11 protein-coding genes are annotated in these 14,487 nt (G+C 71.3%); 8 read left to right on the top strand and 3 right to left on the bottom strand.

Annotation, left to right across the window (positions count from 1 at the left end; translation table 11 throughout):
• Nucleotides 1–42 precede the first annotated feature (42 nt).
• Nucleotides 43–1,278, bottom strand: a complete 1,236-nt coding sequence (locus EDD92_RS27730; RefSeq protein WP_123970575.1) for an FAD-dependent oxidoreductase — start codon at nt 1,276–1,278, stop codon at nt 43–45.
• 77 nt (nt 1,279–1,355) lie between these two features.
• Nucleotides 1,356–2,603, bottom strand: coding sequence for an ATP-grasp domain-containing protein (locus tag EDD92_RS27725; RefSeq protein ID WP_123970574.1), 1,248 nt, complete (start codon nt 2,601–2,603; stop codon nt 1,356–1,358).
• Nucleotides 2,604–2,866: 263 nt separating this feature from the next.
• Between EDD92_RS27725 and fahA the strand changes: the two genes are divergently transcribed.
• The 8 genes from fahA (at nt 2,867) to EDD92_RS27685 (ending at nt 12,439) form a co-directional block, all read left to right on the top strand.
• Complete coding sequence (gene fahA / locus EDD92_RS27720) at nt 2,867–4,096, top strand: fumarylacetoacetase (RefSeq protein ID WP_123966895.1); 1,230 nt, start codon at nt 2,867–2,869, stop codon at nt 4,094–4,096.
• A gap of 211 nt (nt 4,097–4,307) precedes the next feature.
• The gene (locus tag EDD92_RS27715) at nt 4,308–5,249 is read left to right on the top strand and encodes a M56 family metallopeptidase (protein WP_123966894.1); all 942 of its coding nucleotides are present in this window, start codon (nt 4,308–4,310) and stop codon (nt 5,247–5,249) included.
• Between the two features lie 307 nt (nt 5,250–5,556).
• Entirely contained in the window at nt 5,557–6,345 is a 789-nt protein-coding gene (locus EDD92_RS27710; protein WP_123966893.1) for a GntR family transcriptional regulator, read from the top strand.
• 61 nt (nt 6,346–6,406) lie between these two features.
• The gene (locus EDD92_RS27705) at nt 6,407–6,634 is read left to right on the top strand and encodes a ferredoxin family protein (protein WP_030347217.1); all 228 of its coding nucleotides are present in this window, start codon (nt 6,407–6,409) and stop codon (nt 6,632–6,634) included.
• A gap of 16 nt (nt 6,635–6,650) precedes the next feature.
• Nucleotides 6,651–7,994, top strand: coding sequence for an ABC transporter substrate-binding protein (locus EDD92_RS27700; RefSeq protein ID WP_123966892.1), 1,344 nt, complete (start codon nt 6,651–6,653; stop codon nt 7,992–7,994).
• On the top strand, nt 7,991–8,911 hold the full coding sequence (locus EDD92_RS27695) for an ABC transporter permease (RefSeq protein WP_123966891.1): 921 nt from the start codon (nt 7,991–7,993) through the stop codon (nt 8,909–8,911). Before EDD92_RS27700 ends, EDD92_RS27695 begins: the two co-directional genes overlap by 4 nt.
• Nucleotides 8,895–9,662, top strand: coding sequence for an ABC transporter ATP-binding protein (locus tag EDD92_RS27690; protein WP_123966890.1), 768 nt, complete (start codon nt 8,895–8,897; stop codon nt 9,660–9,662). Before EDD92_RS27695 ends, EDD92_RS27690 begins: the two co-directional genes overlap by 17 nt.
• A gap of 11 nt (nt 9,663–9,673) precedes the next feature.
• Nucleotides 9,674–12,439: a fumarate reductase/succinate dehydrogenase flavoprotein subunit gene (locus EDD92_RS27685; protein ID WP_123966889.1), complete on the top strand. Its 2,766-nt coding sequence runs from the start codon at nt 9,674–9,676 to the stop codon at nt 12,437–12,439.
• A 13-nt stretch (nt 12,440–12,452) separates the two neighbouring features.
• Here EDD92_RS27685 and recQ read toward each other — a convergent pair whose 3' ends face one another.
• Entirely contained in the window at nt 12,453–14,450 is a 1,998-nt protein-coding gene (gene recQ, locus EDD92_RS27680) for a DNA helicase RecQ (RefSeq protein ID WP_123966888.1), read from the bottom strand.
• Nucleotides 14,451–14,487: the final 37 nt, after the last annotated feature.

The raw sequence follows: 14,487 nt of genomic DNA, 5'->3' as shown, positions 1-14,487 counted from the left end.
TGTGGGCTCTTCATCACCAGGCGGAGGCCCTGCGGGCCCGGCCTAGCCATGCGCTGCCGCCAGGTGTTCGGCCAGCCTCGGAGAGGCGAACTCGGTGCCGCACACGAAGCGCATCACCGGGCCGTACGAGGCCGCGGCCGGCAGGCCCGTGAAGTACAGGCCCGGGACCGAGGAGACGTATCCCGCGCCCAGTTTGGGTGTGCCGCGGCTCACCGCCAGACGTGTGCGCAGTTCGTGGCCGAGGAAGTCCATCGCGGCGATGTCCACGCGGTATCCGGTGGCCGCGATGACGTGGTCCGCGGGCAGGTCCTGGATGTGGCCCATGGGGGTCCCCCCGCTCGAGCGAAGCCGAGAGTGGGGGAGGGTGCGGACCGTCAGCTTCGGGCTGCCGTCGGCCGCGTCCGCCCGTACGATCCGCTCGACCTCGCTGACCTGGACCTTCCCCTCGAAACGGTCGCGCAGCCACCAGGCGCCGAGCGGGCCGAGGACGCGGCGCACCAGGTAGTGGCGGGCCTCGGCCGGCAGATGGCGGTAGGGGTGCGGGTAGTAGCTGAGGGCCCACAGGGACCAGGCGCGGCCGAAGGGCGACTCGGGGCGCAGCTTGGGCTGCTTCCACGGCGGTGCACCGAAGGCGACCCTGCCGCGGCCGCGGGAGACCACCCTCACCTGTGCGCCCGCCTCCGCCGCCAGCGCCGCCGTCTCCAGCGCGGACTGGCCGGCGCCGATCACGATCAGCTCCTTGCCGGCGTAGCGCGTCAGGTCGTGCTGCTGAGAGCTGTGGGAGATCGGGCCCGTGGGGGTGGGTCCGTCCGCCGCAGCGGTGGCCAGTTCGGCCGGCAGGTACGCGAGGCCGGACAGACCGGTCGCCACGACGACCGCGCGGGCGGTGAACAACTCGCCGGAGTCCAGCTTCAGTTCGAAGCCTCCGCCCTTGTGCCGGTCCACCGACACCACCCGCACCTGCTCCAGTTCGGGCACCAGCTTCTGCTGGAACCACTCGCCGTAGGCGATGAAGGTCTCGACGGGGATGATGTCCTCGTCCGTCACCAGCCGCCTGATGCCGGCGGCGTCGCAGTAGTCGGCGAGTGTGTGGCCCTGCTGCGGTGCGTGCAGGCTGGAGGCGACGGGGGTCGACTTGAGGAACATTCCGGCGGGCATGTGGTCGCGCCAGCTGACCATGGGCTCACCGAAGACGCGGACCGGCAGTCCACGTGCTCGGAGATGGGCGGCGGTGGACAGGCCGAAGGGTCCGGCGCCGATGACTGCAACCGGTTGAATCGTCACGAAGTCCCTCCCCAGGACGCTTACTTCGTCACTTCGTGTGGTTCGTCTCGGGCGGCTGACCGGTCGGCTAGTCAGCCGCCCGAACTGGTGGTGCTGCCACGGCGGTTGGTCCGCCACAGCTGATACAGGTGCTTCGCGCCCGGCCGCACGAAGCGCGCGAGCATCGTGAGGAACGGCAGCGGGTCGTCACCCGCGAGCCAGGCCAGCTCCGTCCCGCTCGCGCGCGCCGGTGCGTGCGGCGTCGTATAGCCGCTGCGGCGGTAGGCGAGCAGGGCGGGCAGGTCGATGTTCTCCACGATGTACCGGTGGCCGGCCCGCTGTTCCCCCTCCGGGACGGTGCGGCCGGTCAGGTCGAGATGCATGGCGCGGACGACGTCCACCCCCGACTCGTTCTCGAAGAGCCGGAACTGGGCGCCCATGCGTGGGTTGAAGTCGAGGAGTTTGTACTGTCCGTCGCGCCGGTCGAAGCGCAGGTCGAGATCGATGATGCCGGTGAAGCCGATCTGTTTGATGAAACGCGCGGCGATGTCCGCGAGTTCCGGATTGTCGACGACGTATGCGTTGGCCGTCATGCCCGCGTGCGGCGGCCAGGAGCGCACCTTGACACCGGTGAACATGGCGAGCGGGGTCGAGTCCTGGTCGAAGTAGGCGTGCACGATCCAGTCCTCGGCGTCCTCCCTCGGCAGGTACTCCTGGAGGATCACCCCGGGGTGCTCGCCCCAGTCCCGGGCGAGCCTGAGCAGGCCCTCGCGGGTGGCGATCCGCGTCGTGCCGTTCACCGCCGGTCGTTTGCGCCGTACGAACGCCTCACGGTTCTTTGCCACCACCGGGAAGCGGGCCTTCTCGGCGAACGTGACGATGTCGTCGTACGACTGCGGGAAGGCGGCCGTAGGGCTCGGGATGCCGTGTTCCACGCACAGTTCGTGCAGGCCCTGCTTGCTCGCGAGGCGGCGGGGCAAGGCGGGCTCGACCCGCGGGAACAGGAAACGGCCGGAGAGTTCGTCCTGGTGCTCGGCGATCAGGACGGCTGCCTCCTCGTCGGTGGGGACGAGGACGGCGGGACGGCCGATGCGGCGCCCGATACGCAGCAGGCCCTCCACCAGATGGGCGGGGTCCTCCGTGCCGGTGGTCGGCCAGACGAAGGCTTTCTTGAGATAGCGGGAAGAAGCGGCGGGTGTGTAACGGTCCTCCGTGATCGCATACATCGGCACGCCGAGGCGGCCCAGGCTGCGAATCGCACCGACGCCACCGTGGTGCAGCGGGTAGTCGCCGAACTTGACGATCAGGCCGGGCACTTCACGATCGGCCATGAAAGGCACACTGCGCGTGCTGCTGGCCACGGGTCCCCCCACGCGTCCCCCCTACGGACCGGACCCACCCCGTCCGTGTCCCCCAAAGGACGCTAAGCCGGAATTGCCACGTCCGACAAGCCCAATTCGGACATTGCAAACTCTTTAGACACTGCCCAAGACTGGTAATGCAGCCGTAACGTGTGGCGCGGCCACACAGCGGCCATATAACGGTTCGCGCAGGTGGCACACGACAGACGGTTCGCGACACAGTGAGAGTGAGGCAGCACCCCATGCCCCCCTTCGATGTCCCCGAGGGCGATCCCTTCGGTCCGCACAACCTTCCGTACGGCGTCTTCTCCCCCGCCGGCTCGACGGAGCGGACCGTCGGCGTCCGGCTCGGCGATCATGTCCTCGACGCGGGCGCGGCGGCGCAAGCCCTCGGCTCGCCGTACGCCTCCCTGCTCGCACAGCCCTCGCTGAACCCGCTGCTCGCCGCGGGCCGCACCGCCTGGTCGGACGTTCGGCGCGCGCTGACGGCATGGGTGACGGTGCCGGCGCACCAGGAGGCCGTCGGGGCCTTCCTGTATCCGCTGGCGTCGGTGACGCTCCACCTCCCCTTCGAGGTCGCGGACTACGTCGACTTCTACGCCTCCGAGAACCACGCCCGCAACGTCGGCCAGATCTTCCGCCCCGACGCCGCGGACTCGCTGACGCCGAACTGGAAGCACCTCCCGATCGGTTACCACGGGCGGTCCGGCACGGTCGTGGTGTCGGGCACGGACGTCGTACGCCCGTCCGGGCAGCGCAAGGCCCCGGCCGATGCGGCTCCCGTCTTCGGGCCGTCCGTCCGCCTGGACATCGAGGCCGAGGTCGGTTTCGTGGTGGGTGTGCCCTCCGAGCGCGGGCGGCCGGTGGCGCTCGGCGACTTCCGGGAGCACGTCTTCGGGCTGTGCCTGCTCAACGACTGGTCCGCGCGCGACATCCAGGCCTGGGAGTACGTCCCCCTCGGCCCGTTCCTCGGCAAGTCCTTCGCCACGTCGGTGTCGGCGTGGATCACCCCGCTGGACGCACTGGAGGACGCACGGGTGGCGCCGCCGGAGCGGACCCATGCGCTGCTGCCGTATCTGGACGACGCAGCCGACCCGGGCAACGAGCCCGGCGGCTACGACCTGCGGATCTCCGTCGCGATCAACGGCTCTGTGGTGTCCGAGCCCCCCTTCTCCACCATGTACTGGACGGCCGCGCAGCAGCTGGCCCATATGACGGTGAACGGTGCCTCCCTGCGGACCGGCGACCTGTACGGGTCGGGCACGGTCAGCGGCCCGGAGCCAGCGCAGCGCGGGTCGCTGCTCGAGCTGACCTGGAACGGTCGGGATCCGCTGGAACTTCCCGAGGGCAAGCGGACGTTCCTGGAGGACGGCGACGTGGTGACGTTGTCGGCGTGGGCGCCGGGACCGGACGGGACCCGCGTGGCCCTCGGCGACGTGAGCGGCCGGATCGTGGCAAGCGCGGTGGAGTGAGGGGAAGTTGCGGGGCGTGACGGCGGCCGTACGGGGCGTGCGGGTGGTCGTACGAGACGGGCGAGCCGTGCGAGGTGTGTCGTACGGGATGGCCGTCGTCCCCTGACTCCCGCGCCGTTCGCCGTCATACTGGCGGCGGGCGTCTTGTGCGCCGAGCCGCACCACCGCATCGCCCCGCCCCTTCCTCCGACCAGGATCCGGAGACCGTGGCATGACCGTCTGCCTGCTCCTGCTGAGCGTCGTCGCCCTGATGGCCGCAGTGCCGGTTCCGCGTGCGCTGGTGCGGTCGGCGTGGCCCGAGCGGGAGCCCGTGGTCGCACTGTGGGTGTGGCAGTGCCTGGTCGCCACCGTCCTGCTGTGCTGTCTGACGGCGCTCGTGCTGGGCGCGGCCGCCGTCTTCCACACCTTCCGCGACCACGTCTTCGCGCCGGCGCCGCCGGCCGTGACCGCGGCATACGACCTGACGGCCGCCCCCGCCTGGTCCGCGGCCCTCACCCTGCTGCTGGCCTGCGGAGCCGCCTGGACGACGGCGATGCTCGCCCGCGAACTCGTCGAGGCGCGCCGCCACCGCGGACAGACCCGGGCGCACCTGCGCGAACGCGCCCCCGAGCTGCCCGCCGGACTGGAGGAGGCGGCGCGCGGCCCCCTGCTGGTGCTGGAGGACGAGTACCCGGACGCCTGGTGGATGCCCGGCCACCCGCCCCAGCTGGTCGTCACGACGGGCGCCCTGCACCGCCTCACCGACCACCAGCTCGACGCGGTCCTGACGCATGAGCGCGATCATGCGCGGGCGCACCACGACTGGCTGCTGCATCTGTCGAGCGCACTGGCCACCGGCTTTCCCCGCATCCCGCTGTTCGCCCACTTCTGCGAGCAGACCCACCGTCTGGTGGAGCTGGCGGCGGACGACACGGCGTCCCGGCGTTGCGGGCATCTGACCACCGCGCTGGCCCTGATCGAGCTGAACCAGCACCGCGGCGTCCTGTCCTGCGCCTCCAGCCACCGCCTGCTCGGCGAGCGTGTCGACCGCCTCCTGGAGCCGCCGCCGCGTCTGGGGCGCCGGCGCCGGGCGCTGACGACGACGGTGGCGGCGCTGGTGCCGTTGCTGCCGCTGCTGATCGCGTTCGCGCCGGGGTTGACGGCGCTGGGGTGACCCTTGTTCTGGGGGCTGCTTTCTTTGGGACGGACGCTTCGGCCTGAACGGCCTCGTCCTCAAACGCCGGACGGGCTGGAATTCCGCACAGGCTGGAATTGCTGAGCTGGTCTCGTCCCTGCACGCCGGACGGGCTGGAAGTGCCTGAGCCGGCCTCATCCCTGCATGCCGGACAGGCTCGGGCGTCATGGCAGATCTTGGTCTGGAGCAGACGTATCAGCAGGTCAGCGCCCTACCTGACGTACCGACAAGTGGCGCAACACTGCCGCAACACTGCATTCCCTACCAGCTCGCTATGGTTCGACGCATGCCTCCCGCCGACCGCATCCGAGACCACGCCGGCCAGGGCGCGACCACCGTCGCCGCCCACCGTGCGCGGCGTCGGCTGCGGGCCGACCAGGCCAGGCAGCTTGCCGACCTGCTCCGCCACCAGCTCCTGGCCGGTGGCTTCCCGGACGGCACACTCCCGCACGAGACGACCCTCGCCGCGGAGTACCGCGCCACTCGCAACACCGTCCGCCAGGCCCTGGACCTGCTCAGGGCCGAAGGCCTCGTGGAACGGCTCCCCGGCGTGGGCACCGTGGTCGTCGCCGAGAAGTACCCGCACGGGCTCGACCGCCTGATGGGCCTCGCGGAAACCCTCCACGAGCACGGCACGGTCACCAACGAGGTCCGCACCATGGGCCCCGCCCCCGCACCCGCCCCGGTCGCCGAACGCCTCCGCGTCCCCGCCGGCGACGACGTGCTCTACATCGAACGCCTGCGCCGCCTGAACGGCCTCCCCCTCTCCCTCGACCTCACCTACATCCCGCTCGACATCGGCACCGCCCTGCTCGGCGCCGACCTGGAGAACACCGACGTCTTCCGCCTCCTGGAGACGATCACCGGCCAGCGTCTCGGGCACGCCGAGATCACCCTGGAGGCGGTCAACGCGGACACCCACTCCGCCGCCGTACTCGAAGCCCCGCGCGGCGCGGCCGTCCTCATGCTGGAACGGCTCACGCACCTCGCCGACGGCCGCCCGGTCGACCTGGAGTTCATCCGCTTCCGCGGCGACCGCATCACCATGAGCGGTCTGCTGCACCGCTCCCTCTGACCTCTCCCTGACCCTTTCAGAACTGTTTCGACCCTTTCAGACCCGTTTCCTGGAGACAGCCATGCCCTTGGCGCCCCAGCGGGCCGACGTGCCCGTGACCATCGACGAGTCCAAGTGCATCGACGGCTGCACCCTCTGCGTGGACATGTGCCCGCTGGACTCCCTCGCCATCGACGAGAGCAGCGGCAAGGCCTATATGCACGTCGACGAGTGCTGGTACTGCGGCCCGTGCGCAGCCCGCTGTCCCACCGGAGCCGTGACGGTCAACATGCCCTATCTGCTCCGGTGAAAGGCCACGAACTCCCATGAAACACAAAGCAGTTGCCGCCGCCGCTGTTCTTCTCCTCCCGCTGACGGCCTGCGGCGGCAACGCGACGGCCGGAAGCAACGGCTCCACGGTCACCGTGACCGTCGGCTACCAGTCCAAGACCATCAACACGGTCACCGCGGGCACCCTCCTGCGCTCCCTCGGCTACTTCGAGAAGGAGCTCAACTCGCTCGGCGACGGCAAGCACTACAAGGTCGACTGGCAGGACTACGCCACCGGCGCCCCCATCACCGCCGAGATGACCGCCGGGAAGATCGACATCGGCTCGATGGGCGACTTCCCGCTCCTCATCAACGCGGCCCGCGGCAGACAGCTCGGCAGGCCGACCCACCTGGTCTCCGTCACCGGCTACAACCTCCGCGGCGGTCTCAACACGATCGTCACCTCCCCGGATTCGAAGCTGGCCGCCCTCACGGACCTGAAGGGCAAGAAGGTCTCCACGAGCGTCGGCTCCGCCGCCGACGGCACGCTCGTACGAGCCCTGCAGCGCGCCGGCATCGACCCCGACAAGGGCATCCAGAAGCTCAACCACCAGCCCGCGGTCGGCGCTTCCGCCCTGTCGGCGGGCAGCGCGGACGCCCTGTCGCAGTTCGTCGCCTGGCCCGGCCTGCTCACCTTCCAGGGCAAGGCGAGGGCCCTGTACGACGGCGCTCAGCTGAACCTCCCCACCTTCCACGGCGTCACCGCCCGCGAGGACTTCGCCAAGCAGCGGCCCGCCGTTCTGGAGGCCTTCCTCAAGGCCCAGTCCGAGGCCACGGACTACTTGAACGCCCATCCGGTCACCGCCGCCGAGTCGGTCGCCAAGGCCACCGGACTGCCCGCCGAGGTCGTCTACCTCTACAACGGCGCCCACGGCATCTCCGCCTTCGACCCGGCGGTCAAGCCGCAGCTGATCTCCGCGCTGAAGAAGGACGTCTCGGTCCTCAAGTCGGCCAAGCTGACCGGGGACATCGACGTGGACTCCTTCGTCGACGATCGGTACGTGAAGAAGGCCCTCGGCGCGGACTACGCCCAGCGGCTCGCCGCGAAGCCGCCGGCCTCCGCGAGTGAGGTGTGGCCCGAGGGCACCGAGAAGACCGTGTCCTTCAAGTCGCCTGTCCAGCTGCTGAGTTACGTGGGCAAGCACAGGGACGGGATCCGCGCCGCCTACGTACCCGACGCCACCACCGGCACCCTCTGGTTCGCCGACAAGGCGGTCTGGGTGGCCGACGGCAGCCGGCTCCTCCCCTTCGTGGCACCCGCCACAGCCAAGGCGTACGCCGCCACACACGGGGGTGCCCGCGTCATCACGTACGCCGAGGCATTGGGCCGGGCGTCGTGACCCGGCGAACGCCGCAACGGGAGCGCCGGTTCACGCCCCGCCGTCCGCAACGCGCGAGCCGGTTCGCCCTGCGCCTCGCCTCGCTCGCGGCCGCCCTCGGTGCCTGGCAACTGCTGGCCGGCCTGAAGGTCGACCTGTGGCTGCGGTTCTCCCAGTTCCCGACCGTCACCGATGTGGCCCGCACCTTCGCCGACCGGCTGGCCGGCCCCGACTACTGGACGGACCTCACCGACAGCCTCACCCGCATCCTCACCGGCTTCCTCCTCGCCGCCGTGCTCGGCGTGGCGACGGGCGTGCTCGTGGCGCGCTCCCGCCTCGCCGAGGACCTGCTGGGGCCGGTGCTGGAGGTCATCCGCCCGATTCCCGCGATCGCCCTGGTCCCCGTCGCGATCCTGCTCTTCCCCTCCAACGAACAGGGCATCGTCTTCATCACCTGCACCGCCGCCTTCTTCCCCGTCCTGGTCTCCACCCGGCATGCGGTCCGCGCGCTGACCCCGGTGTGGGAGGAGGCGGTCCTCACCATGGGCGGCGGCCGGTGGCGGATCCTCGGCTCGGTCGTCCTGCCGGGCGCGCTGCCCGGCATCTTCGGCGGGCTCTCGGTCGGCATCGGCGTCTCGTGGATCTGCGTCATCTCCGCCGAGATGATCTCCGGCCAGTACGGCGTCGGCTACCGCACCTGGCAGGACTACACCGTCGTCGACTACGCAGGCGTCTTCGTCGGCATGATCACGATCGGCGTGCTCGGCTGGGTCACGTCCACGGCCGTGGAGCTGCTCGGCCGCCGACTGACCCGCTGGCTGCCGCGCACGTCGTACATCCCCGGCGGACGGACTCCGCGTCCGGCGCGCGCTGCCGCTGCCTCCGCACCGTTGAGCCCCACGACCAAGGAGGAGGCGCCCCATGACCAGCTCGTCTGACCTCCGTTCGCCCTCCCGCTCCGGCACGGGACTGACCCTGCGGGACGCCACGCTCGGACGGCCCGGCGCACCCGTGCTCGACGGAGTCGACCTCGACGTGGCCCCCGGCGAGATCCTCACCCTCGTCGGGCCCTCCGGCTGCGGCAAGTCGACCCTGCTGCGCACCCTGGCCGGACTGCTGGCACCCCTCGCCGGAGACGTCAGCCAGGACGGGCACCCGCTGACCGGCCCCGCCGCCGACCGCGCCCTGATCTTCCAGGAGGACGCCCTCCTGCCCTGGCGCACCCTGCGCGCGAACGTCGAACTGCCCCTCGCCGTCAAGGGACTGGCACGTACGGAGCGCCGGCGCCAGGCGGGGGACTGGCTGGAGCGCGTCGGCCTCACCGAGCAGTCCCGGCAGCTGCCCCACCGCGTCTCCGGCGGACAACGCCAGCGCGCCCAGCTGGCCCGCGCGCTCGCGGGAGCGCCCCGCGCCGTCCTCATGGACGAACCCTTCGGCGCCCTCGACGCCCAGACCCGCGCCGGCATGCAGGACCTGCTGGTGGAGGTGCTGCGCGGCACGGGCGCGACGGTCGTCTTCGTCACCCATGACGTGGACGAAGCCCTCTTCCTCGGCGACCGCGTGGCCCTCCTCGGCAACGGCCGGCTGACCGCCGTACGCGATGTGCCGCGCCCGCGCGACCGTACGGCGCACGACGATCCCGCGCGTGTGGCGCTGCGACGCGACGTCCTCACCTCGCTCGGTACCTGAAAGGCCTCCCGGTGACCACCCCCTCCTTGAACACGCCCCTGGAGATCCCCGCCCTCACGGACGCCGAGGAGATCCGCTGCGACGTCCTCGTCGTCGGCGGCGGCACCGCCGGCACCATGGCCGCACTGACCGCTGCCGAGCACGGCGCGAGCGTCCTCCTGCTGGAGAAGGCCCACGTCCGCCACTCCGGTGCGCTCGCCATGGGCATGGACGGCGTCAACAACGCGGTCATCCCCGGCCGCGCGGAGCCCGACGACTACGTCGCCGAGATCACCCGCGCCAACGACGGCATCGTCGACCAGTCCACGGTCCGCCAGACCGCCACCCGCGGCTTCGGCATGGTGCAGCGCCTGGAGTCGTACGGCGTGAAGTTCGAGAAGGACGAGCACGGTGACTACGCGGTCCGCCAGGTGCACCGCTCCGGCTCCTACGTGCTGCCGATGCCGGAGGGCAAGGACGTCAAGAAGGTCCTGTACCGACAGCTGCGGCGACGCGAGATGCGGGAGAAGATCCGCATCGAGAACCGGGTGATGCCGGTGCGCGTGCTCACCGCCGAGAGGCGCGCCGTGGGGGCGGTCGGCTTCAACACGCGCACCGGCGCGTTCGTGGTGGTACGCGCGGGCGCGGTGATCCTCGCGACCGGCGCATGCGGCCGGCTCGGCCTCCCGGCCTCCGGCTATCTCTACGGCACGTACGAGAACCCGACCAATGCCGGTGACGGCTACGCGATGGCGTACCACGCAGGCGCCGAACTCACCGGCATCGAGTGCTTCCAGATCAATCCGCTGATCAAGGACTACAACGGCCCCGCCTGCGCCTACGTCGCCAACCCCTTCGGCGGCTACCAGGTCAACCGGCACGGAGAACGCTTCGTCGACTCCGACTACTGGTCGGGCCAGATGATGGCCGAGTTCGCGGCGGAGGTCGCGAGCGACCGGGGACCTGTCTACCTGAAGCTGAGCCATCTTCCAGAGGAGTCGATCTCCGCGCTGGAGTCGATCCTGCACTCGACGGAGCGGCCGAGCAGGGGGACCTTTCACTCCGGCCGCGGTCACGACTACCGCACCCATGACGTCGAGATGCACATCTCCGAGATCGGGCTGTGCGGCGGCCATTCGGCCTCGGGCGTACGGGTCGACGACCACGCCCGCACGACCGTCCCCCGCCTGTACGCCGCCGGCGACCTGGCCTGCGTGCCGCACAACTACATGATCGGCGCGTTCGTCTTCGGCGACCTGGCGGGCGCGGACGCCTCCCAGTACACGGCGTACGAAGGCGAGTTGCCCGCCGATCAGCTCCGGGACGCGCACGAGCTGATCTACCGCCCGCTGCGCAATCCGGACGGCCCGCCGCAGCCCCAGGTCGAGTACAAACTGCGCCGCTTCGTGAACGACTACGTGGCCCCGCCGAAGTCCGGCGCCCGCCTGTCCCTGGCGCTGGAGGCCTTCGAGCGGATGCACGACGACATCGCGGAGTTGGGTGCACGCACCCCGCACGAACTGATGCGCTGCGCCGAGGTCTCCTTCATCCGCGACTGCGCGGAAATGGCCGCCCGGGCCTCCCTGGCCCGCACGGAGTCGCGCTGGGGGCTGTACCACGACCGCATCGACCACCCCCGGCGCGACGACGCCTCCTGGTTCCACCACCTCGACCTGCACAAGTCCCCCTCCGGTTCGATGGAGTTCACGGCCCGTCCCGTGGCTCCGTACCTGGTTCCCGTCGACGAGTTCACGCCCGTGGGCGGCCCTCCCCGGCACCTGGGCGAGGTCCACGCCGAGGATGTGGCGACCGCCGGGTCTCGGGATGTGGCGCCGGTCGCCACGGGGCCGACCTCCGCACCTGCCGCCGGGCCCGTGGGCCACGGCTCGGGCGAGACCGCCTCGCCCCGGCTCCTGGAGTTGCTGGAGCTGGCCGAGGAGCAGCCGGAACTCGCCGCCATCGAGCCCTACTTGGCCGACCTCGACGCCGCCGTGCGGCGCACCGCGGTCTCGGTCCTCACCGAGACGGTGCCGCCCGGCACCGGGCAGGCCCTGGCCGGCGCCCTCAGCGACCCCGACGGTGACGTGCGTGCGGCCGCCGCGGCCTCGCTGCGCGAGCTGGTCGAGACCCTCCCGCCCGAACCCGACCTGGGTGCCGCCCTCACCGCTGCGGTCGCCGAGGCCGACTCCGTGGTCCGCGCCGCCGCCCTCGACGTACTGCGCGCCCTGCGCCTGGGGAACGTCGGCGTGTTCGCCGGGGCGCTGGACGATCCCGACATCACTGTCCGTATCGAAGCCGTGCGCGCGCTCGTCTCGGTCGACGCGGTCGAACCGCTGTCCGGTGCGGCGGGCGACGCCTCGCGCGAGGTCCGCGTCACCGTGGCCAAGGCACTGGCCGCCGTCAGCGCGGAGGCCCTTGCCGCGAGCGGCCGGGAGCTGCTCACCAGCACCTTGGACCGGCTCACCGAGGACAGCGACCCGCTGGTGCGGGGTGCGGCGCTCGGCGCGCTGGCCACCGTCGGCTGCCCGGCCCCGCTCGCCGCACGTGCGGTGGCCGCGCTGGCCGACCCGGCGTGGCAGGTCCGCGCCGGTGCCGCCACTGCCCTGTCCGCCGCGCCCGCCGAAACGGCTGTGCCCGCCCTCGCCAAGGCGCTCGCCGACCCCAATGCCGATGTGCGCAAGGCTGCGGTGCTCGCCCTGACCCGGCACAACGGCACAGCGGAGGCCCGGGCGGCCCTCGCCACGGTCACGTCGGACCCGGACGCCGACGTCAGGGCGTACGCGGCGCGGGGGCTGTGACGCCTGGCGGCGCCTATATCCAGTCGGGCTCCGGCTCCTCGTCCGGCTCCGGCCAGTCGTCGGTCTTGGCGGCCGGGGCCGGGCCGTCCGCGGTCGGAGCGTCCGCGGAGGGGCTGTCCTCGGTCGTGGTGGCCAGGGAGGACAGCACCTCCAGCACGCCCTCCCCGTACGTCGCCAGCTTCTTCTCACCGACGCCGCTGATGCCGCCGAGCTGTGTCACCGACGTCGGCCAGGCGGTGGCGATCTCCCGGAGGGTGGCGTCGTGGAAGATGACGTACGCCGGGACGCCCTGTTCCCGGGCCTGCTCGGCGCGCCAGGCGCGCAGTGCCTCGAACGCGGGCTGCAGTTCCTCGGGCAGTTCGGCCGCCGCGGCCTTGGCCTTGCGCTCGCCCCTGCCGGAGGAGCCCGATGCCGGGCGCGAGGTCGCCGGCTTCTTCGGTTCCTTGCGCAGCGGTACCTCCCGCTCGCGCCGGAGCACCGACCCGCTTGCCTCGGTCAGCACAAGCGTGCCGTACTCCCCCTCGACCGCGAGCAGCCCCTGCGCCAGCAGCTGCCGTACGACGCCGCGCCATTCGCCCTCGTCGAGCTCCTCGCCGATGCCGAAAACGGAGAGCTGGTCGTGGTCGAACTGGATCACCTTGGCCGTGCGCTTGCCGAGCAGGATGTCGACGATCTGGACGGCGCCGAACTTCTGCCCCCGCTCCCGCTGCAGCCGCACCACCGTCGACAACACCTTCTGGGCGGCGACCGTGCCGTCCCAGGTCTCCGGCGGGACCAGGCAGGTGTCGCAGTTGCCGCAGCCCGCGGGATCGGGGTCCTGGCCGAAGTAGGCGAGCAGCTGGCCGCGTCGGCACTGGGCGGTCTCGCACAGCGCCAGCATCGAGTCCAGGTGGGCGGCGGCCCGGCGCCGGAACGCCTCGTCGCCCTCGCCGGACTGGATCAGTTTGCGCTGCTGTATGACGTCGTTGAGGCCGTACGCCATCCATGCCGTCGACGGCAGGCCGTCCCGGCCGGCGCGGCCCGTCTCCTGGTAGTAGCCCTCGACCGACTTCGGCAGGTCGAGGTGGGCGACGAACCGGACGTCCGGCTTGTCGATGCCCATTCCGAAGGCGATGGTCGCGACCACGACCAGGCCTTCCTCCCGCAGGAACCGGGACTGGTGTGCTGCGCGCGTGCCTGCGTCCAGGCCTGCGTGGTAGGGCACCGCCTCGATGCCGTTGCGGCTCAGGAACTCCGCCGTGGTCTCCACCGACCTGCGTGAGAGGCAGTAGACGATGCCGGCGTCCCCGGTGTGCTCTTCGCGCAGGAAGCCCAGCAGCTGCTTCTTGGGGTCGGCCTTGGACACGATGCGGTACTGGATGTTGGGCCGGTCGAAGCTCGCCACGAAGTGCCGGGCCGTCGGCATGTGCAGCCGCTGGGTGATCTCCTGGTGCGTGGCGTGTGTGGCCGTGGCCGTGAGCGCGATCCGTGGGACGTCGGGCCAGCGCTCGCCGAGGAGGGAGAGGGCGAGATAGTCGGGGCGGAAGTCGTGGCCCCACTGGGACACGCAGTGCGCCTCGTCGATCGCGAAGACGGCGATCTTGCCGCGGGAGAGCAGGTCCAGCGTCGAGTCGAGGCGCAGCCGCTCCGGCGCGAGGTACAGCAGGTCCAGTTCGCCGGCGAGGTATTCGGCCTCGACGACCCTGCGCTCGTCGAAGTCCTGCGTGGAGTTCATGAACCCGGCGCGCACGCCGAGCGCCCGCAGCGCGTCCACCTGGTCCTGCATGAGCGCGATGAGGGGTGAGACCACGATGCCTGTACCTGGTCTGACCAGGGCCGGGATCTGGTAGCACAGCGACTTTCCGCCGCCGGTCGGCATGAGGACCACGGCGTCGCCGCCGGCCACCACATGCTCGATGACCGCTTCCTGCTCGCCGCGGAAGGCCTCGTAGCCGAAGACCCGGTGCAGCGTGGCCAGCGCCTCGCTCTCGGTCACCCCTGGCATCTCGCTGATCCCGCCCATCCCACCCATAGTTCCGTCCCCCGTACGTCGTCCCTCGACCACTGCC

The organism is Streptomyces sp. TLI_185 (assembly GCF_003814765.1).
Classification (GTDB): Bacteria; Actinomycetota; Actinomycetes; order Streptomycetales; family Streptomycetaceae; genus Streptomyces.
Note: the sequence above shows the minus strand (reverse complement) of the source record. Positions and strands in the feature narration are given on the sequence as shown.

Coding starts and splice junctions, on each gene's coding strand:
- fahA (WP_123966895.1), top strand. CDS start 2,867: ATGCCCCCCTTCGATGTCCCCGAGGGCGATCCCTTCGGTCCGCACAAC.
- EDD92_RS27715 (WP_123966894.1), top strand. CDS start 4,308: ATGACCGTCTGCCTGCTCCTGCTGAGCGTCGTCGCCCTGATGGCCGCA.
- EDD92_RS27710 (WP_123966893.1), top strand. CDS start 5,557: ATGCCTCCCGCCGACCGCATCCGAGACCACGCCGGCCAGGGCGCGACC.
- EDD92_RS27705 (WP_030347217.1), top strand. CDS start 6,407: ATGCCCTTGGCGCCCCAGCGGGCCGACGTGCCCGTGACCATCGACGAG.
- EDD92_RS27700 (WP_123966892.1), top strand. CDS start 6,651: ATGAAACACAAAGCAGTTGCCGCCGCCGCTGTTCTTCTCCTCCCGCTG.
- EDD92_RS27690 (WP_123966890.1), top strand. CDS start 8,895: ATGACCAGCTCGTCTGACCTCCGTTCGCCCTCCCGCTCCGGCACGGGA.
- recQ (WP_123966888.1), bottom strand. CDS start 14,450: ATGGGTGGGATGGGCGGGATCAGCGAGATGCCAGGGGTGACCGAGAGC.